The organism is Xanthomonas albilineans (assembly GCF_009931595.1).
Taxonomy (GTDB): Bacteria; Pseudomonadota; Gammaproteobacteria; order Xanthomonadales; family Xanthomonadaceae; genus Xanthomonas_A; species Xanthomonas_A albilineans.
Map to the genome: position 1 here is coordinate 2,811,999 of NZ_CP046570.1, position 20,842 is coordinate 2,832,840.

Consider the following 20,842-nt stretch of genomic DNA (forward strand, 5'->3'; position numbering starts at 1 on the left):
ACTATTGACAGCCACAACCACTCTCACTTGGAGAGCGGAAACCATGAGACGCATCCGGATCCAGAGCAGTTCCAATAGCATTAATAACACCAGTAATGCCAGAAAAAACATTGGAAGTTGCTGCACCAACCGCCTCCTCACCAGCACCAACAATAAATGCTTCGCCACTCATCAATGGAGCCATCGCTCCCAATGCCGTACCGTAAACGATGTCATCGTTCCAACGCTTTTGCTTTTCGCACGGGGATCGAGTCGCGTTATAAATTTCGTTACCCAAAACTGTAGCCCCAGCTCCAGATGCTCCACCAATTACAACGGTTGCACCTGCGCTTGCAAACATCCCAGCCAGTCCTTCACCGGCTAAAGTACCAACGAATGCCGAAGCTTGAGGCGCAACAAATCCAACAACGCCTCCAACTAATCCGCCAGCGACAGCACCTTGCCAGCCACCTGCTTCATAACCTGCCACACCACCTAAAACCGCGCCAATAGCAGCGGTAACAAATTCATGTCCAACGGGATCTCGATACATGACTGGGTTACCGCCCGTATAAGCGTAAGTATTCACCCCACCCGCCAACTTAATCGGGTCTTCGCTGATGAACCTTGCCAATTCCGGCGTGTAATACCGTGCGCGGTAGTAGTACAACCCACTGGCATCGCGTTCCCGCCCCGTGTACTGATACGGGTTGTTGTAACTGGCGCTGCTCTGCGTGGTGGTGCCGTAGGGATCGTAGTCGTACCGCTGGACCGCATTCCCATTCGTATCGGTCAGCAGCCGGGTGCTGCCCAACCCGTCGGTCAGGAAATAGGTACGTCCACCGTTATCGTCGCGCGCATAGCGCTGGTCGATGCCCAGGCCGGTCAGGATTGGGTTGATCGTCGCTCCCTGCGTTTCCTGTACGGTGTTCCGGCCGTCGTACAGGTATTGCGTGGTCGCGCCACTCTCGGTCTTGGCGGTGCGACGACCCAGTGCGTCGTAGCTGTAACTGGCAATGACAGTCCCGCCTTGACTGATCTGGCTCAGGTGGTCGCGGTCGTCCCAGGTGTAGGTTCTTGTGCCGTCCGTAAGCAGGTGGCCGTCGGCGTCGTAGCTCATGGCGACGCCATTGGCCTGGGTCTGCCGGTTGTTGTCGTCGAAGACGTTATTGGTGCTGGCCGTTGGTAGCGCCTGCGGAGCATGACTGCCGGTCTGCGCGACGAGTAACCCTCGGCTGTCGTAGCCGTAGCCCAGGCTGCCCAGCGCCGTCTGCCCCGCTTTGCCCCAAGCAAGGCCGGTGACCTGGTTGGCGTCGTTGTACACGTACACCGTCTGCACCTGATTGGGTAGCGTCATGCTACTCGGCCGGTTGGCGCTGTCGTAGGCGAAGCTCACCGTGTCGCTACCCTGGCTGATGCCGGTCAGACGGTTACCGTCATCGTAGGCATAGATGACCTGTGCCTGTCCGGCCGCCTGCATACTTGTCCGCCGGCCCACGGCGTCGTAGCCATACAGGATATTGCCTTGCGGGCCGTTGGCCTGGGTCACCTGGTCGAAGCCGTCGTAGCTCCAACTCAGCGTGCCCGACAGGCTGTCGGACAGCGCCACCAGCCGGTTGCCGGCGTCGTAGCTGGCGCTCAAGGTGCCGCCCGCGCCGGGTAGCGTGGCGGTGCTCGGACGGCCCAACGCGTCATAGCTGTAGGTGGTGGTGCGGTTGCGTCGATCGGTGTGGCTAGCGACACGGCCCATGCTGTCGTAAGTCCAGCTCTCCGCCTGGCCCAGCGCGTCGGTGCGGCTGATGCGGCGGTTGAGTGCGTCGTAGGCGTAGGTGACACCCGCACCGTTCGGCAGCAGGATCGCCGACACGTTGCCGTTGGCATCGAACCCCGTTGACACGCTGTTGCCCAGCGGATCGACCGCCTTGGTCTGCCGGCCCAATGCGTCGTATTCGAAGCGCGAGACGTTGCCTTGCGCGTCCTGCACGCCGATCAAGCGGCCCAGCGCGTCGTAGCGTAACTGCGTCTGCCTACCTAACGCGTCGGTGATCGCGGTCAGGTCGTCGTTGCTCCAGGTGAAGTTACTGGTGTGGCCGAGTGGGTCGGTCACGCTCAGGCGTTGCCCGGCGCCGTTGCAGGTGGCGGTGCTGGTCTGGCCCAGCGGCGTGGTCACCGAGGTCAGGCAGCGGTTCGTGTAGGCGAAGCTGGTGGTGCGGCCCAGGGCATCGGTGATCGCGGCCAGATCGCCATCGCCGGTGTAGCTGACCGTGGTGGTCCGTGCCTGCGCGGTGCCGGCCAGTTGGGTGATCTGGAGCGGACGTCCGGCGCTGTCGTAGGCGTACTCGGTACGCCGGCCCAGGGCGTCGGTGCGCGCGGTGGTCTGGCCGCTGGCGGTGCGTTCGTAGGTGATGGTCTGCGCCAGGGGCGTGCCGTAGGCCAGGGTGTCGCTGCTGGGGTAGTGACTGACCGGGTCGAACACCACCCGGCGCTGGCTGCCGTCCGGCTTGGTCACCAGCACCCCGGTGGTGCCGCCATCCACATGCGCGTAGTTGATCGTCAGCACCCCGCCATCGGCCTGGGTCTGTTTGACTACCCGACCCGTCCAGGTGCCGTTGGCGCTCTCGAACTCGTTGAACACCACACGCTGCTGTTTGCTGTCGGCGATGGACTCCAACCGCGCCTGGTACGGCAAGGTGTCGGTGGCCTGGCGGATCTTGTAGTGATAACTGCGCGTGCTGCCATCTGGTCGGGTCACCTGCGACAGGTAGCCATCATCGTTGTAGGCGTAGGACCAGGTGTTGCCCAGCGGGTCGCTCAGCGTGTTGATGCGGTTGTTGCTGTCGTAGCCGATGCTCAGCGAACGCCCCATGGCCGAGACGATGTGGCTGACGACGATGTGGTTGACCAGGCCGGCGTCGTAGGTGTAATCCACCCGGTTACCGAAGCGGTCCAGGGTCCACTCCAGACTGTTGGGCGAATACTGGTTGAAATACATCATGCTGCCGTCGCGCAACGTCAGCAGGTAGCCGTGGCCGCGCGAGGTGCCCTGGGTGATGGTCGCACCGGCATAACCGGAAACCGAGCCGGTCTGCTGCCATTGCCCAGCCAAGCTGCCGCTGGTGCCGGACACGCGCGCGAACGTCACCGGCATGCCGCCGGGCAGCACCAGTTGCAGTTGGTTGTAATCGGTCGTGGTGGGGCACTGACCGCCGCCAGCACACCCCCCGTGTTGCAAATTGGAGGGAGGAGCGTAGAGCCGGTAGCGGAAATTGGCCGCTGTACCGATCCCGAAGTCCTGCTTGTTGGGGTCGCCCGGGCGATAGACACGGGTCACTACCAGGGGCGACAGGCCCGGCACCACCGCGTCGGTCTCGGTATAGGAAAATTCTCCGGTGTACAGGTCGATCGGATCACCCGCCGTCGCGCCACTGCCACCAGCCTCCTTGCCGCAACCATCGCTGCAGTGCGGCGTGTCTGGCTCCGGTGGCGGTGTGTTGTGGTCGATGCTGTAGCTGGCGCCCATGGTCTTGTACAGCGCCACACCGCCTTCCGGGGCGATGCGCGTGCCGTCGCTGGTCACCCGCCCCTGCCCGTACACCCGCCAACCTTCGGATGGGTCGTAAATCCAGAAATTGGCCCGTGTGCCGGTGGCCAGCGTGTCGTAGTTCGGGTACAGGATCTTGATCCCCTGCGCCGCCTGCGGCGTCAGCGCCTGCACCGTGGCTCCGCCCGGTTCCAGGGTGAAGTACATCGGGTAGTTGCTCGCCACCGGGAACGGGGCGCGGTTGACCGGCGTCGGCACGATGGAGAGGTGATGCACCAGCGCGCCCTTGCGGTCACGGATCACCGTGCCGGCCGGAATGTGGATCTGCAGGCCCGGCATATCCGGATGGGTGAGCACCACATCCTGTTTCAGCGGCGAGGCGATGGCGGTGGTGTCGCGGGCGCTGATACGCGGCAGGTACATCGTGTAGGGCAGCCGCGTGAGCTGCCCGGCCTGCAACTCGACGCCGACCACGAACTCGCCGTACTCACGCCCGGCCGCATTGGCCGCGCTGCCATCCACGTACAGTTCCTGGTGGCCGGTGGGCAGGCCGGACAGGACGAAGCGACCGGTCGGATCGGTGTGGGTGAGCTGCGTGCCTACGCTGACCGCCACTCCGGCGATGGGCTGGCCGTCCACCAACAACACCTGGCCGCTGAGGCTGGTGCGCTGGCTGGCCATCGCCACCGCCTCCAACGCGCTCAGCGCCGGCTGCGCCGGTTGGGCGCCGGGCGCCCGCCAGCGCGCATCGGTGTTGTCCTGGCCCGGACGCCAAGTGCCATCGGCGAGCAGCGCATGCGCCCGGCACGGCAACGGATGCGATTGGCCGCAGCCCAACAGCGTTGCCGATGGCCGCGCGGCCACGCCAGACGCCTGCACGGTCGGCGCCGCCACGCTCGCGGCGGTCTTCCACTCGATCACCGACAGCGGCAGCGCCGCGCCATCCAGCCCATGCAGGCCGTCCACCATCACCGTGTAATCCGTGCCGGGGAACAGCAACGCATCGGGTTGCACAAATACCAGACGCCCGCCTTCGGCCGTCGTCACCCGCGTCTCGACCGGACCCGCCGGCCCCATCAGGGCCACGGTGGAGCCGTTCACCTCGCTGCCGCGCACCGGACGCGTGAAGCGCAGCGCGATGCGCGTGGCCGGATCGACCCGCTCGTCCTGGTCCTTCGGCGACGCCGCAGCTACGGCCAGCGGCGTACCGAACGCCGCGCCCACCGGACCCGCCGAGGCGAATGTTCCCGTGGCCGGATCGAACACCACATCCTGCGACGCCGGCTGCCCACGGCCATCCGTACCACCCGACAGGCGCACCTTGCCATCGGCCTGGAGCATGGCGGTCTGCCCCACTCGTGCCGGCATGGCGATCTGCGTCACCTGTTGCGTGCGCGGATCCCATAGCTGCGCCTGAGCAGGCGCACCGCGACCGCCGGCCACCAGCAGGCGGCCATCGCTCAACAGCGTGGCGCTATGGCCGGCGCGCGGCTGCACGCCATCCAGCGCCGTCGGCCCCCAGCCGTCCTTGCTCGGATCGAGCAACACGCCGGTCTTGCGCAGCGCGCCATCGTCGCCCGCGCCGCCCCACAGCAGCACCCGCCCATCGGCCAGGCGGGTCAGGCTGGCGCCTTGGCGCGGTTCCAGCAGCGGCCAGGTGCGCAGCGGATGCGGGCTGTCCGCCGTCGTCAACACGAGCGTTTGGCCCGTGGACTCCATCTGCAGCAGCCGACCGCCCTCCAGCACCACGCGCGGCGGCGTGGACGCCATCACCTGCGCAGCGGACGCCGGCGTCGATGCGGCACGCGGCGCATCGGACCCCTGCTGCGCCCAGCCCGCAGGCACGCTCGCCAAGGCCGCGACCATTCCCAGGCCGATGCTGCATATCCATCCTGTCAATGCGATCTTAGGGGTTGGCATGGGAGATGTCCTTGGCTTGAGAGCGAGTGCTGGTGCCCACCAGCAGTTGCGAACTGATCGTCTCGCCGTAGTGCGGATCGACGAAGACCGTGTAGGTTCCAGTGGTTGGAAGTTTGCTCAGGTTCAACGACCCGCTCGCGCTCACCGAAACCGTGTTCAAGAGCGTTCCATCCGGCGCATAGACCGTGTAATCGACCGCGCGACTGGCCGGCACCGTGGTTTGCGCCGAGACCCGCAGCACCAACCCCTGCCCTGCCGTGCCGCTGAAGCTCAGGCGGCTGTTCTGCCCGCGACGCGTCAGGCTCACTGCCTTGGCCGTACCCAGCACCAAGCGATCGGTGAGGTCCGTGGACAGCGTGGAGGTGAATTTCATGGTCTGGTCGCCATCCGGCGGTGGCGACAGCACCACGCTGTACGTCCCCGCCTTCAGGTTGGATAGGTTCACCTGGCAACCGTTATTGGCTGCCGCACAGGTCTGGCTGCCCACTGCGTTGCCAGTGGGATCTGCAATTTGCAGGGACATGGTCGACGTGGTGTTCGACGTGACGATGTCGCTCAGCGCAAAGCCCAAGTTCTGCCCGGCGGTGGCGGTGAAGCTCAAGTACACCTTCTGCCCGGGCACGGTGGTCGCGGAGCTGCCCGGCGTGCCATTGACCGTCATCGTGCCGGTGACGGCCGACGCAAGCAGCACGCTGGCGCTGGCCGTCTCACCATAATGCGGATCGACGAAGACGGTGTACGTCCCGGTCGCCGGCAATTTGGACAGGTTCAAGGTGCCGTTCGTCGCCACCGACTGGCTGTTCAATTGCGATCCATCCGGCGCGTAGACCGTGTAATCGACCGTGCGACTGGCCGGCACCGTGCTCTGCCCCGACACCCGCAGCGCAAGCCCCTGCTGACCCGCCGTGCCGCTGAAGCTCAGACGGCTGTTCTGCCCACGACGCGTCAAGCTCACTGCCTTGGCCGTGCCTGGCACCAGACTATCGGTGAGGTCGGTGGACAGCGTGGCGGTGAACTTCATGGTCTGGTCGCCGGCTGACGGCGGCGACAGCACCACGCTGTACGTGCTCGCCTTCAAGTTGGACAGGTTCACCTGGCAACCGTTATTGGCCGCCGCGCAGGTCTGGCTGCCCAACGCGTTACCGGCGGAATCCGCAATTTGCAGGGAGATGGTCGATGTCGTGTTCGACGTAACGATGTCGCTCAGCGCAAAGCCCAGGTTTTGCCCGGCGGTGGCGGTGAAACTCAGCGCCACCTTCTGTCCGGGCACCGTGGTGGCATAGCTCCCCGGCGTGCCATTGACCGGCACCGTGCCGGTGATGGCCGAGGCAGACGAGAGCAACAGGCTGGCGCTGGCGGTTTCGCCGTAACCGGGATCGACAAAGACCATGTACGTGCCGGTAGTCGGCAACTTGGACAGGTTCACGCTGCCACTGCCAGTGATCGACGCGCTGTTCAATTGCGATCCATCCGGCGCGTAGACGGTGTAATAGACACCGCGCGCTGTCGGCACCGTGCTTTGCCCGGAAACCTGCAGCGTCAATCCCTGCTGCCCCGCCGTGCCGCTGAAGCTCAGACGGGCGTTCTGGCCGCGCCGTGTCAGGCTCACCGATTTGGCCGTGCCGAGCACCAGACTGTCGGTGAGATCACTGGAGAGCGTGGCGGTGAACTTCATCGTTTGGTTGCCGTTTGTCGGCGGCGACACCACAGCGCTGTACGTCCCCGCATTCAGGCTGGACAGATTCACCTGACAGCCGTTATTAGCCGCCGCACAGGTCTGGCTACCCACCACGTTGCCGGCGGAATCGGCGATTTGCAGAGACAGGTTGGACGTCGTGTTCGGCGTGACGATATCGCTCAGCGCAAACCCCAGGTTCTGCCCGGCGGTGGCGGTGAAACTCAGCGCCACCTTCTGCCCGGACATGGTGGTGGTGTAGCTCCCCGACGTACCGTCGACCGGCACCGTGCCAGTGATGGACGAGGAAGACGAGAGCAACACGCTGGCGCTCGCGGTTTCGCCGTAACCAGGGTCTACAAAGACCATGTACGTGCCGGTGGCCGGCAGCTTGGGCAGGTTCACACTGCCACTGGCCGTGATCGATGCGCTGTTCAATTGCGATCCATCCGGCGCATAGACCGTGTAATAGACACCGCGCGCCGTCGGCACCGTGCTTTGCCCGGAAACCTGCAAAGCCAATCCTTGCTGTCCCGCCGTGCCGTTGAAGCTCAGACGAGCATTCTGGCCGCGCCGCGTCAGGCTCACCGATTTGGCCGTGCCGAGCACCAGACTGTCGGTGAGATCCGTGGACAACGTGGAGGTGAACTTCATGGTTTGGTCGCCATCCGACGGCGGGTAAATCACCGCGGTATAAGTACCCCCCAAAAGATTAGTCAAATTCAATTGACAGCCGTTATTGGCTGCCAAGCAAGATTGGTAGACCACAAATGCGCCATTTGGATCATTAATTGATAAATACATGGGAGACGTCGAGTTCGGCGTCACGATGTCGCTCAGTGCCATACCCAGGTTCTGTCCAGCCGTGGCGTTGAAGCTCAGATACACGTTCTGCCCAGGCATTGTCGTGGCATAGCTGCCCGATGTACCGTCAACAGGCGCTATGGCGTTGATGGGCGAAGAGAGCGAGAGATTTGCATTGGCCGTAGCACCATTAAAAGGATCGACAAAAATCATGTACGTGCCGTCCGACGGTAGCGAGGGTATGCTCCACGTGCCAGTTTCATCCGAGTCGTCAAACTCCGTGCTACTCAATTGAGAACCATCAGGCGCGTAAACTGTGTAGTAGACAGTGCCATTGGCCGGCACCGTACTCTGTCGCGAGACTTGCATCTCCAGCATCTGTCCCGCTACGCCAGTGAAACTTAAACGGGCATTTTGACCAGGGCGGGTCAAGCTCATAGCGTTAACCTTACCCAGCGTCAGGCTGCCAACAAGGTCGGCCGAGAGCGTGGCCGTGAACTTCATCGTTTGATCCCCGTCCGACGGTGGCGACACCACAACGGTATATGCACCCCCGACTAGATTGGACAGGTTCACATCGCAACCATGATTGGCCGCATAACAAGGCATGTTGGTCACCGTATTACCGGCTGGATCAAAAACTTGTAAGGATATTTTCGATGTCGTATTCGGCGTCACGATATCGCTTAACCCCAACCCTAGGTTCTGCCCAGCGCTAGCGGTGAAACTCAGATACACGTTCCGCCCTGCGATGGCGGTGGCATAACTACCCTGATTACCATCGACTGGCATCGTGCCGGTGATGGCCTGCGATAGCAGCACAGTCGCATTTATCGTTTCACCAAAAGAGGGATCAACGAAGACCGTGTATGTCCCGTCCGCCGGCAAATTTGGCAAGTTCAGAGCTGTATCGGCACTTACCCAAGTGCCATACAATTGCGATCCATCCGGCGCGTAAACGGTGTAGCCAACAACGCCGTTGGCCGGCACAGTACTTTGACCCGAAGCGCTTAGCGTCAATGCCTGTCCCGCCGTGCCCTTGAAGCTCAGGCGAGCATTCTGACCACGACGCGTCAAGCTCACCGCCTTGGCTGTGCCTTGCGTCAGAGTGCCGTTGAGATCCGTGGACAACGTTGAGGTGAACCTCATCGTCTGGTCACCATCCGACGGCGGCACCACGACCACGGTATATGTACCTCCAACCAGATTGGGCAAGTTCACCTGGCAGCCATCATTTTGCGCGTAGCAATATTGATTGCGCGACACCGCATTACCTACGGAATCAAATACCTGCATGGACATATTCGACGTCGTGTTTGGCGTCACTATGCTGCTCAACCCCAATCCCAGGCTCTGGCCGGCCATGGCAGTGAAATTCAGATATACATTCTGCCCGGGAACGCTGGTGGCATAGCTGCCAGACGCACCGTCGATAGGCGCTGTATCGGTAATGGGCGAGGACAAAAGTATCGTAGCGCTGGCTGTCTCGCCGTAATACGGATCGACGAAGACCGTGTACGTCCCGTCCGCAGGAAGCTTGGACAGGTTCAAAGTCACGCTTCTACTATCCGTCACTACCGTGCTGTTCAACTGCGACCCATCCGGCGCGTAGACGGTGTAGTAGACATAAGCATTGGCCGGTGCCGTACTCTGGCCCGAGACCTGCAGCGCCATTCCCAGTTGCCCTGCTTTGCCGCTGAAGTTCAAGCGGGCATTTTGGCCACGCCGCGCAAGGCTCAGCGCCTTCGCCTTGTTCAACGGCAGGATGTCAGCAAGATCGGCGGAGAGCGTGGACGTGAACCGCATCGTCTGGTCGCCGTCCGACGGTGGCGAAATCCCTGCGGTATACGTGCCTCCTGCCAGATTAGACAGATTCACTTGGCAGCCGTTACTGGACGCATAGCAATACTGAGAAGCAACCGTATTGCCACTGGGATCGCGCACTTGCAGATAGATGGGCGACGTCGCGTTCGGTGTCACGATGTCGCTCAGCGCAAATCCGAGGTTCTGCCCCGCCATCGCGGTGAAACTCAGGTACACATTCTGACCAGGCACGGTGGTGGCATAGCTCCCCGGCGTGCCGTCGATCGGCGTGGTGCCGTTGATCGGCGCGGAGAGCAGCACGGTCGCATTTGTCGTCTCGCCGTAATACGGATCGACGAAAACCGTGTACGTCCCATCCGCAGGCAGCTTGGACAGGTTCAAGGTCCCGCTCCCACTGCCCGTCACCAACATGCTGCTCAACTGCGACCCATCCGGCGCATAGACGGTGTAGTAGACCTTGGCACCAGCCGGTGCCGTAGTCTGCCCCGAGACTTGCAGCGCCAGCCCCTGTTGGCCTGCCGTACCACTGAAGCTCAGGCGAGCATTCTGACCACGACGCGTCAGGCTCATCGCCTTGGCTGTATTCAACGACAAGCTGTCGGTGAAATCGGCCGAGAGAGTGGACGTGAACTGCATCGTCTGGTCACCATCCGATGGCGGCGACATCACCACGGTATACGTCCCCGCCGCCAGGTTGGACAGGTTCACCTGACAGCCGTGATTGGACGCGTAGCAATACTGAGAGGCCACCGCATTGCCGTTGGGACCGCTCACTTGCAGATAGATGGATGAAGTCGTGTTCGGCGTGACGATGTCGCTCAGCGCAAATCCAAGGTTCTGCCCCGCCGTGGCAGTGAAACTCAGAGACACGTTCTGCCCAGGCACAGTGGTGGCGTAACTGCCCGGCGTGCCGTCGACCGGTGTCGTGTCGGTGATGGGCCCCGAGAGCAACACGGTCGCATTGGCCGTCTCGCCGAGATACGGGTCCACAAAGACAGTGTATGTCCCGTCCGCAGGCAGCTTGGACAGGTTCAAGGTCCCGCTCCCATTCCCCATGAGCCCCATGCTGTTCAATTGCGACCCATCCGGCGCGTAGACGGTGTAGTAGACATTGGCATTGGCTGGCGCCGTGCTTTGCCCCGAAACTTGCAGCGCCAGTCCCTGTTGCCCCGCTTTACCGCTGAAACTCAGGCGGGCATTCTGGCCGCGCCGTGTCAGGCTCATCGCCTTGGCGGTATTCAACGACAAGCTGTCGGTGAGATCGGCCGAGAGCGCGGAAGTGAACTGCATCGTCTGGTCCCCGTCCGATGGCGGGGACATCACCAACGTATACGTCCCTCCCGCCAGGTTGGACAGGTTCACCTGACAGCCGTTATAGGACGCATAGCAATACACACCATACACACCATTGCCGTTGGGATCCCGCACATCCACATAGATGGGAGACGTCGAATTCGGTGTCACGATGTCGCTTAGCGCAAACCCAAGGTTCTGCCCCGCCGTGGCGGTGAAAGTCAGAGACACGTCCTGTCCGGGCACGGTGGTGACGTAGCTCCCCGGCGTACCGTCGATCGGCGCGGTGCCGTTGATCGGCGCGGAGAGCATCACGGTCGCATTGGCCGTCTCGCCGTAATACGGATCGACTAAGATCGTGTAGATACCGTCCGCCGGCAGCTTGGGCATGTTCAAGGTCCTACTACTATTCCCCACTCCGCCCACTGCCATGGCGCTCACCTGCGACCTGTCCGGCGCATAGACGGTGTAATAAACAGACGCATTGGCAGGCGCCGTGCTCTGCCCAGAGACGCGCAGCACCGGCCCCTGCTGCCCCGCCGTGCCGCTGAAGCTCAGGCGCGCATTCTGACCACGTCGTGTCAGGCTGATCGCCTTGGCCGTGTTCAACGGCAGGCTGTCGGCAAGATCGGCCGAGAGAGTGGCCGTGAACTGCATCGTCTGGTCCCCGTCCGATGGCGGCGATACCACCACGGTATACGTCCCCCCCGCCAGGTTGGACAGGTTTAACTGACACCCGTTATTGGACGCGAAACAATACTGGTTGGCCACAACAGCACTAGTTGAATCAAGCACTTGCAGATAAAATTGCAACGTCGTGTTTGGCGTCACCATGTCGCTCAGCGCAAATCCGAGGTTCTGCCCAGCCATCGCGGTGAAACTCAGATACACGTTCTGCCCGGGCTCGGTAGTGGCGTAACTGCCCGACACGCCGTCGATCGGCGTGGTGCCTTTGATCGGCGTGGAAAGAAACACCGTCGCATTGACCGTCTCGCCGTAATACGGATCGACGAAGACTGTGTACACACCATCCGCAGGCAACTTGGGCAGGTTCAAGATTCCGCCGTAGCGCCCCATCATCGTGCTGTTCACCTGCGAACCGTCCGGCGCATAGACCGTGAAGTAGACATTAGAATTAGCAGGTACCGTACTCACCCTTGAGAAACTCAGTGCCAGTCCCTCCTGCCCCGCTTTGCCGGTGAAGCTCAAACGGTCGTTCTGGCCGTGGCGTGTCAAGCTGATCGCCTTGGCTATGTTCAAAGGTAGGCTGTCGATGAGATCGGTCGAGAGCGTGGCCGTGAACTGCATCGTCTGGTCGCCGTCCGACGGCGGCGACACCACCACGGTATAGGCGCCTATCTGTATATTGGGTATGTTCAACTGGCAGCCGCTAATGTGTGTTGTGTAGCAATACTGATATGCCACCAGAGCGCTGCCTGAATCGAAAACTTGCAGGGAAATGGACGATGTCTCTGTAGCGTTCTGCGTAACTATATCGCTCAGGCCAAGGCCAAGATTCTGGCCTTTGACTGCGTTGAAGACGAATCGTTTGCTTTGTGCGGCACCGATGATCGGCTGGATCAAGGAAGCGCCGTTTACATCCAGCGGCGTTGCTTTCTCGACCGCAAGCTGCCACGTCGCAGGCACCTGAGACGGCTGCAGAAGCACAAAATAGGTGCCGCTGGCAGGTGCTCTAGGCAGATGTACGCTAGGAGTCCTTGCGCTCACCGAGCCAGAAGCCAGTGTGGCGTTCGTCGGGCCATAAACTGTGTAACTGACCGACACCCCACCGAGTCCACTGAACTGCAGGCTTGGATAATCGCCAGCCGTGAGATCGTAGAGCACTGCCAGCGAATTTCCCGATGCAGTGACGCCCACAGGTTGCGGCGCGGCACCCAAGGTCAGACGTTTGATCGATTCGATCTGTGTCTTGTCGATGCCCGCAGGGACGACCACCACATCCTGCGCGCTTGTCGCAGAACCGTATGGCGTGGTCACAGTGACCTTGCCGCTGCCAACGTTGGCTGGTGCCGGGAAGACAATCGTGGTGTTCGACAATGTCGCCGGCGATACCGTGCGTGCGTTGAGCAACGTCGACGTCTGCCCCTGCACAGGCAAAAATCCTTTACCCGTGACAGTGACCGATTCACCGATCGCCAGCAAGGTGGGCGCGACCGTGTCGATGGTCGGACCCGCCGCAGCGGCGTCCACGATGAAGTTCACGGCGCTGCTAGCCGTGGCGCTGCCGACGGTGATCGCAATGGGGCCGGTGGTGGCGCCGGAGGGCACGACCACGGTCAGTTCGGTGTTGCTGGCAGTCGATACCGTCGCCGCCACACCGTTGAACTGGACCGCGTTCTGGCTGGCGGTCGCACTGAAGCCTTGGCCCTTGATAGTGACCGATGTACCTGGCGCGCCACGCCCTGGACTGAACGCGAAGATCGCCAGTTGGCCGGCGATACGATCGACCGCGACCAGATTGCCGATATTTCCGTAGCTGTAGCGCCCGCTGGCACTAGTGTCGTTGCTGACCGCGACCAGCCGCCCGCCCGCGTCGTACACGTAGGACGTCGCCAACGCGCACAGCGAACACAGCAATAAGCCGATCAGCACACCGAGCGGACCTGCGACACGCCATCGAATGCGCTGGGTCGCCTTGCCAACCGATACAACACGCTCCCTCAATCGCCTTTCCATGCGACTTTTTCCCCTATGACCCATCAATTGGCAACCGCCCGTAAGCGGAATGATTCTGGTCCCCCCGCGCCTTTATACTGAACTCCCGACAACATTTCCACCTCCATATGCGACGGATCGTCTGGCTTAGTCTGCTTGCAGGGACCGCACTCACCATCGGGGCTGCGGCCTATGCGCTCACCTCCCTGCAGCAACGGGAAAAACATCAGGCCGCTGTGGCCACCTCCGCGCTGGGCAGTGCGCTGTTCCATGACACCTCGTTGAGTGCGACCGGCACCCTCGCATGCGCAACCTGCCATCGCGCGGATGACGCTTTCACCCAACCCGAGGCGGTTCCGCATCTGGACGGCGGCCGTGTCGGCACGCGCAATGCGCCCAGTCTGCTGGACTTGCCGTATTTCCAACATTATTTCTGGGATGGGCGGGAAGACCACATTGAACGCGTGGCGGTCGCCGCCTTCACCAACCGGGCGGAAATGGCGCAACCAAACATGGCGGCGGTGGTCGATCTGTTGCGCCGGCAAGCGGCCTATCGGCAGCGCTTCCAGGCATCCTTCGGCGATGATCACATCGATGAGGCACGCATTTCGCGTGCGATCCTGGCCTATCTCAATTCTATTGCCGGCGGGCATAGCCGCTACGACGCCTATGCCGCCGGCGACACCAGCGCGCTGACAGAATCAGAACGCCGTGGCCTAGCAATCTTCCAAGGGAAAGCCGACTGCGCCGCGTGCCATCGACTCGACGGCACGCCGGCAACGTTCACCGATAATCGCTTCCACCACTCCAATGTCGGCTTGGAACAACTGGCCGGCCACGTAAAAACCACCATCGCCGCCTTTCAAGCCAAACGGCAGCAGGGAGTTCCGCTTGCCGAATTGGTGCTCTCGGATCCGGAGATGGCGGCGCTAGGGCGTTTCGCCGTGGACGGCCAAGGCGAAAACCTGTCGGCCTACCGCACGCCCACGCTGCGCAATGTCACCCGCACCGCGCCTTATATGCACGACGGCAGTGTGCCGTCGCTGGATGCGGCAATACAACGGGAAATCTATTACCGCAGCCTGACGCGCGGCACCCCGATCACGCTAACGACGCAGGAGCAAGGCGACCTGCGTGCCTTCCTGTATGCGCTTGAAGACGCTCCGCTGCGAAATGCTCAGGCACCCGGCGCGGAGTGACCGCCTGCGGTTTCCGGCACGACATCGAATTCGCGCTGAAAGACTTTGCCCGCCTGGCCCAGGCGGGCCTCCAGCAGATGCCGGCCCGATGTCCAGGATTGCGCTGGCTTGAACTCGAAACGTGCCGACTCCGCCCCTGCCGCGATGACGGCATGCTGTTCGCCAACCGTTTTTCCGTTCGAGACATCGATCAGGCGCAGCGAGAGGGGCTGCGGCTCGCGCGCGGCAGCATTCAACGCGACAGTGACGACAACCGTGGTCTGCGGCGTGACCGGCTTGGGCGGCTGGCCTGCGTTGAGCGTGCCGCTTTCCCCACCCAGCAGAATCTGCCGAATCGCAAACGGCCCTTGCGTCTGAGCGGCCGATGCCTGCGCCGCAGCGCCAGTCCCCGAACCAGCGCCCGTGCAACCGCACAACGCGACCGCCACCATCAGCAGACTTCCATACAACGGCTTGCTCATTTCCCACTCCTTATATGTGCCAGGTTCGGCGCGAGTCTATCAATAATCAGCCATTTAGATGACAGCAGGCATACGCGCGCAGGCGATTCAACTGCGATGTGCTGCGACAGAGGCGCGCAACTGGCCATCCTCGACAGCCGCATGACGCTGACCAGGCTGATCGCATTCGTCGGCAGCGGTGACCACACCGTCGACTATCAATGGGCACAGGGTTGCGAACCTGTCGCCTGCTACGCTTGAGGAGATCACCATGGACATCAGCGGCATCGGTACGGCGGCGGAAGCGGCCAAAAGCATCATCGGGATGTTCTTCCCCGACAAAACCGAGCAGGACAAGACCAAGCTGGCGGCGACGCTGACGCTCATTCAAACGCAGACCGACATCGACAAAGCCAAAGCGCAGAGTTCCGACCCTCTGCAACACTGGCGCGGAGGGTTGGGCTGGGTCTGCGTCGCCCGGGTATTGCTGGAACTTCGTCGGCGGGCCACTCACCAACGCGGTGGCAGCAGCCGTCGGCCCATCCTCTCAACCTGACCTCACTCGACATTGGACCGCTCGCCACCCTCACGCTCGGCATGTTGGGATTGGGCGGACTGCATGTGGTCGAGCGCGTAAAAGGAGCAGCGTAACGCCCTCATGCCTTGACGGCTTTGCGTCCATGCCTGCGCAGCCCACCACGTTGATTGCCGACAGCCTCCGCATGGCGGCGGGTACTGTGCTCCAGTGCCGGACTCATGCGCGCGCTGCATCCCCAGATGGCCATGTCTTTGACAGCCCCGGCACAATGTCGTATCCAATAAGACGACGGTTGGCACATCGGCATCACCTGCGCATAAGGTCCATGGCTTGAGCAGGCATCCCATCCTCGAATCAGCTTCAAGACACCCCCAGCCCTCGTCGGCCGTGGGCGCACATCTGTTTGGGCACTCTGTCCGTGCCTGGCGCACCCATTGCGTCAGGCGCCTGCCACGCGCGCTGCATCTGGGTCGGATCGCGCCAACGCTCATCAGTATCGCCCCTGCCCAACTGTTCTCCCCATTCACTAGATTTCGTTTACCACTCTCAAATAGAGGCGCAAGGACATGAGTATGTTCGATGGATCGATGAACTCGTTACGCGACCGCTGAACAATTAGCTCAGCGCACGCCAATCGCTTAAAGAAGATTGATAAATACGCGCCACACCGAATTCTGCAAACATAAACACCCCTAAATACCCCTCCAATAATCATATATAAATGTCTACCCGCACATGAAAAATTTATAATATATTCAAGATATAAAAGCCAGGGATAGGAGTGCGGGGGGAATGAAAAAAGACATCGCTAAGGGATTCTTGCTAAGTGCGGCTTACTGCGCTTCCTTTTTAGTGGCCTGGCAGCTCTCAGTCGATCAATGGTACTTACCCGCAGGACTGCGCGCAGCGACCCTACTCTTCCTGCCTTACCGGCTATGGCCTTATTTGCTTTTCGGCGATGCAGCAGCACTACTAATGATCCGCGTGCCAATGGTGCATGAGGGCGGAACCAATCGGGTGTGGGCATACACGAGTCCCTTCCTACTGATGCCATGCGTGGCGCTGATGGCACATGCCGCCAGGCGACATATGGTGCGACTTCTGGAAAAAGAATGCCTGCTACTACCGCTGGCATTGGCGCTGGCACTTTGGAGCACTCTGTGCAACATGGCCTTGAGTGCCGCGTTAGAGGGCCACAGCATCCTTGATATTAAGCCAATAGAGATGCTGGTACGTTACTGGCTCGGCGACTACATGGGCATGCTGATGTTCATCATGCCTGCGCTGCTGTGGCTACGGCGCAAAGAACACGAAGTAGCCAATTCCCGATTTTTGAAGGATGGCATCCTGGCCACGGGAGTGGTGGTAGCACTGTTGATCATGGCAGTCATCACCCAAGACCGTCCATTGCATCAAATGCTCATGGCGATGATGGTCATTCCGGCAATTATGCTGACGCTGCTACACGGCTGGAGCGGAGCGGCAATCGGCATCGTACTGGCCAACGCTGCCATCGGTATCATGCTAACCGACGCAAGAACGTATGGTGCGTACAACGCCGACGCGTTTCTCATACAACTGACACTTGCAGCAATCGCCACGGGGATGTTCGTCTTCGGCTCCCGTTTGTCCTCTGCGTTTGAACGGGCACGGCGCTTCCGTCATGCTCGAGAGCAAGCCCTCCAGCTCGCACAAGCCAGCTACCTGCAAGCCGAACGCACACTCAGAAGGCGCGTCGTCGAGTACAGCGACATCACTGTGCATATCAACAAAATGCGCAAGGATATCGTTGCGTACCTTCGCTCCAAGGGCCAGCATGCAGCAGCGATGGAAATGACACGAACCGGAATGATCCAGGCCCGGCTTCTCGACGAGTACGTGACCGCGCTGTACCCGCTCGGCATCGAAACACATGGACTGTATGACATATTGCGCTCGATGACGTTTAGCAACCTGTGTAATACGGAGTTCCGGCTCAGCCTGAAGGGTGACTCCAAGCGCTTGTCGGTAGGATTGCAATTGGCCGCCTATCGCAGCGTACTCAATGTGATCGATTCGCTACCATTAGCGAGTAGACATCTCATCAAGGCAAGGGTCTGGCGCACGAGACATCACCAAGGGATCGCGGTCTGCGTCATCGCCTACGCATCGCCGCAGAATCCTACAAAGCACGTTGTACACGATACGGATTGGGAACTGGCTGCCAGGCTCGAAACACATGGCGGCACCTGCCGGCGCCGCCATGCCTACAGCATCAGCTTCCTTGTTTCAGAAGCAGTGAATAAAAAGATTAATCTGCGGCTGTGATCTCCCACTTATTAACCTGGCGACCAGGTATGACTCGCACCATGAACGTCGAGGCCTGGTACACCACCGTCCCCCTTGGGACGCTCCCCTTCGCTGGTAACGACACGCGCGACACGTCCACGCCCATGGGCAGCACCCACAACATGCCGTTGATATTGCCCACTGCAGCGCGCACTGTCCCTGTCAGATCACTGACCTGCAAATAACTGAATCCATCGCGCTGAAACTCGTAGATGTGCCACGACGGATCTAGTGAGAGATCAGGAGCCTTTGGAGTGCTTTCCCCAAGGCCGGTGGCCATCATCGAAGCGTTAGGTGCTCCGTGGGTAGGATCAGGGCAGCAAGCTTGAGCCGATATGGCAACGGCCTGGAGCCCACCCAACAATGCGATGCTCAACATGGTGCTTGTCTTGATTTCCATGAGTTTTCCTTTCCCCTGAATGGGGAGATTTCGCCTGCATTTCAGGCTTACTCAAGGTACGTGCTGCAACAAGTCACCTGTTGACAAATGAAGCAAGCAATCTTGACCAACGGCAAGGTTTCACAACGCGTCGCCCCTTAGAGACACCGTGCAGCCATGCAGCTCAAGCAATTGACGACAACGCATCGCCAACCAATGACAGATCGCGACATGCTCGATGCGCTCAGCGCCGATGCGTTGACGCAGACTGGTCCACGCACACCGATGCGATGGGTCCGACCTGACGGATAGTGGCGGAATTTATGGAATTTTCACACTCCAAAAAAGACGATTTTTGTACCGCTCGCATCGCATTTCGCATTCTCGGTCGCCTCTGCTAGAGCATGCGAAGAAGCAAACCGATGACGCGTAAACCCGCATCAACACACGACTCTGCCTCTTGTATGTTCAAGAGGTCAGTAGAGAACGGAGAGAGAAAAACGCCTGGATGGGCACCGAAAACGGCACCTGCGGGAGGCGCATGCTCAAGAGGCCAATGCGGGAAGCCCCGCCAACACTGGGGTTGCGGGCATAAAAAAACCCAACGGAGAACGGTTGGGTCCTGGGTGAATGGTGGGCCGTGATGGATTCGAACCATCGACCAAAAGATTAAAAGTCTTCTGCTCTACCGACTGAGCTAACGGCCCAAAACAACGCCCCGGCATTGCGCCGGGGTGCGCAGTCTACCTCAATGCGGGGCATTTCGCGAAATCAAACGTAGCGAGTCGGATCGGGGACGCCAGCCTCAGCGAAGCCGGCGGCACGCAAGCGACAGGCATCACAATGGCCGCAGGCGCGACCGGCGGCGTCGGCGCGGTAGCAGGAGACGGTCAGGCCGAAGTCAACGCCCAGACGCACGCCTTCGCGCACGATGTCAGCCTTGCTCATCTGTTGAAGCGGCGCATGCACACGCAGCCCGGCGCCTTCCACGCCGGCCTTGGTGGCGATGTTGGCCAGGGTCTGGAAGGCATCGATGAACTCCGGGCGGCAGTCGGGATAGCCGGAGTAGTCCACCGCGTTGACGCCGCAGAAGATGTCCGCCGCACCCAACACCTCGGCCCAACCCAATGCCACCGACAGCATGATGGTGTTGCGCGCCGGCACATAGGTCACCGGGATGCCCGAGCCGCCAGCATCCGGCACCTCGATGTCGTCGGTCAGGGCAGAGCCACCAATGCTGCGCAGATCGACGTTGACGGTCTTGTGCGCCACCACATTCAGGGCGCTAGCCACACGTGCGGCCGCGTCCAGTTCCGAGGTGTGGCGTTGACCGTAGCGTACGCTCAACGCATGTACGGCATAGCCTTGCGCGCGAGCGATAGCGACAACGACGGCCGAATCCATGCCACCGGAGAGAAGGACAACAGCGTTTTTCATGGGCACGCGGATCTGTGGAAAAAGAAGAAAAGCCTGAACACGCGAACGGATACAGATGCAACGCAGGCAAACGCCGGGCCACGAATAAAAAGCCGCCCAAGTGAACTCACCGCCCTGGCTCGTCGTTCCACAGCAACTTGTGCAACTGCATCTGGAAGCGGACCGGCAGGCGATCAGCGACGATCCAGTCGGCCAGTTCGCGTGCGTCCAGGTCGCTCTTGCTCGGCGAGAACCACACCATGCAACGCGCCTGCAGTTGATGCTCGGCAACCAGGGCACGCGCCCATTCGTAGTCGGCACGGCCGCATAGCACGAACTTGATCTGGTCGCGCGCGGTCAGCAGCGTCAGATTCTCCCAACGGTTGCGCTGCGCTTCGTGCGAAGCCGGGGTCTTGATGTCGAGCACGCGCGAGACGCGCGGATCGACCTCGGCGATGTCCAGCGCGCCGGACGTCTCCAGCGACACGTCGTAGCCGGTATCGCACAGACTCTGCAAGAGCTGCAAACACCGCTTCTGCGCCAATGGCTCACCACCGGTGACGCAGACATGGCGCACGCCATGGCGCGCGACTTCGGCCAGGATCGCATCGATGTCCCACCACTGCCCGCCATGAAAGGCATAAGCCGTGTCGCAGTAGCTGCAGCGTAACGGGCAGCCGGTCAGCCGCACGAACACGGTCGGCCAACCGGCGCTGTCGGCCTCGCCCTGAAGCGACAGGAAGATTTCCGTCAGCTTCAGTCGTGGAAGCGGGCTTTGGACGATCTCGCTGGGAACGGCGGCCATGGCATCATCAAAGGTGCTCCCGCGA

The 20,842-nt window shown here is 61.2% G+C and carries 9 protein-coding genes and 1 tRNA gene; 3 read left to right on the forward strand and 7 right to left on the reverse strand.

The features are described 5' to 3' along the window. Window position 1: 1 nt before the first annotated feature. Entirely contained in the window at window positions 2-5,440 is a 5,439-nt protein-coding gene (locus tag XaFJ1_RS11700; protein ID WP_012916884.1) for an RHS repeat-associated core domain-containing protein, read from the reverse strand. After that, window positions 5,427-13,649, reverse strand: a complete 8,223-nt coding sequence (locus tag XaFJ1_RS11705; RefSeq protein WP_012916885.1) for an IPT/TIG domain-containing protein — start codon at window positions 13,647-13,649, stop codon at window positions 5,427-5,429. Before XaFJ1_RS11705 ends, XaFJ1_RS11700 begins: the two co-directional genes overlap by 14 nt. A 191-nt stretch (window positions 13,650-13,840) precedes the next feature. Here XaFJ1_RS11705 and XaFJ1_RS11710 point away from each other — a divergent pair, with 191 nt between their 5' ends. Further along, window positions 13,841-14,911: a cytochrome-c peroxidase gene (locus tag XaFJ1_RS11710; RefSeq protein ID WP_012916886.1), complete on the forward strand. Its 1,071-nt coding sequence runs from the start codon at window positions 13,841-13,843 to the stop codon at window positions 14,909-14,911. On the opposite strand, the gene XaFJ1_RS11715 is transcribed toward XaFJ1_RS11710, so the two are convergent. Next, window positions 14,890-15,372 (reverse strand): hypothetical protein, encoded by a 483-nt coding sequence (locus XaFJ1_RS11715; protein WP_012916887.1) that lies wholly within the window; start codon window positions 15,370-15,372, stop codon window positions 14,890-14,892. The genes XaFJ1_RS11710 and XaFJ1_RS11715 overlap by 22 nt on opposite strands. 250 nt (window positions 15,373-15,622) lie before the next feature. Between XaFJ1_RS11715 and XaFJ1_RS11720 the strand changes: the two genes are divergently transcribed. Both XaFJ1_RS11720 and XaFJ1_RS11725 read left to right on the forward strand, forming a co-directional pair. After that, window positions 15,623-15,907 carry a 3TM-type holin gene (locus XaFJ1_RS11720; RefSeq protein WP_045756983.1) on the forward strand — a complete coding sequence of 95 codons (285 nt, stop codon included), beginning with the start codon at window positions 15,623-15,625 and terminating at the stop codon, window positions 15,905-15,907. Between the two features lie 774 nt (window positions 15,908-16,681). Then, window positions 16,682-18,196, forward strand: coding sequence for an MASE1 domain-containing protein (locus XaFJ1_RS11725; protein ID WP_012916891.1), 1,515 nt, complete (start codon window positions 16,682-16,684; stop codon window positions 18,194-18,196). Here the strand turns inward: XaFJ1_RS11725 and XaFJ1_RS11730 are convergent. The 4 genes from XaFJ1_RS11730 to queE form a co-directional block, all read right to left on the reverse strand. Beyond that, entirely contained in the window at window positions 18,180-18,617 is a 438-nt protein-coding gene (locus XaFJ1_RS11730; RefSeq protein WP_012916892.1) for a hypothetical protein, read from the reverse strand. The genes XaFJ1_RS11725 and XaFJ1_RS11730 overlap by 17 nt on opposite strands. Window positions 18,618-19,227: 610 nt before the next feature. After that, window positions 19,228-19,303 (reverse strand) — tRNA-Lys (locus XaFJ1_RS11735). A 64-nt stretch (window positions 19,304-19,367) separates the two neighbouring features. Beyond that, window positions 19,368-20,033 carry a 7-cyano-7-deazaguanine synthase QueC gene (queC, locus tag XaFJ1_RS11740; RefSeq protein WP_012916893.1) on the reverse strand — a complete coding sequence of 222 codons (666 nt, stop codon included), beginning with the start codon at window positions 20,031-20,033 and terminating at the stop codon, window positions 19,368-19,370. 106 nt (window positions 20,034-20,139) lie between these two features. Beyond that, window positions 20,140-20,817, reverse strand: coding sequence for a 7-carboxy-7-deazaguanine synthase QueE (gene queE, locus XaFJ1_RS11745; protein ID WP_012916894.1), 678 nt, complete (start codon window positions 20,815-20,817; stop codon window positions 20,140-20,142). Window positions 20,818-20,842 lie beyond the last annotated feature (25 nt).

What these genes read in the sequence shown, in the direction of transcription:
- XaFJ1_RS11720 (WP_045756983.1), top strand. Translation starts at nt 15,623, where the DNA reads ATGGACATCAGCGGCATCGGTACGGCGGCGGAAGCGGCCAAAAGCATC.
- XaFJ1_RS11710 (WP_012916886.1), top strand. Translation starts at nt 13,841, where the DNA reads ATGCGACGGATCGTCTGGCTTAGTCTGCTTGCAGGGACCGCACTCACC.
- queE (WP_012916894.1), bottom strand. Translation starts at nt 20,817, where the DNA reads ATGGCCGCCGTTCCCAGCGAGATCGTCCAAAGCCCGCTTCCACGACTG.
- XaFJ1_RS11730 (WP_012916892.1), bottom strand. Translation starts at nt 18,617, where the DNA reads ATGGAAATCAAGACAAGCACCATGTTGAGCATCGCATTGTTGGGTGGG.
- XaFJ1_RS11725 (WP_012916891.1), top strand. Translation starts at nt 16,682, where the DNA reads ATGAAAAAAGACATCGCTAAGGGATTCTTGCTAAGTGCGGCTTACTGC.
- XaFJ1_RS11715 (WP_012916887.1), bottom strand. Translation starts at nt 15,372, where the DNA reads ATGAGCAAGCCGTTGTATGGAAGTCTGCTGATGGTGGCGGTCGCGTTG.
- queC (WP_012916893.1), bottom strand. Translation starts at nt 20,033, where the DNA reads ATGAAAAACGCTGTTGTCCTTCTCTCCGGTGGCATGGATTCGGCCGTC.
- XaFJ1_RS11700 (WP_012916884.1), bottom strand. Translation starts at nt 5,440, where the DNA reads ATGCCAACCCCTAAGATCGCATTGACAGGATGGATATGCAGCATCGGC.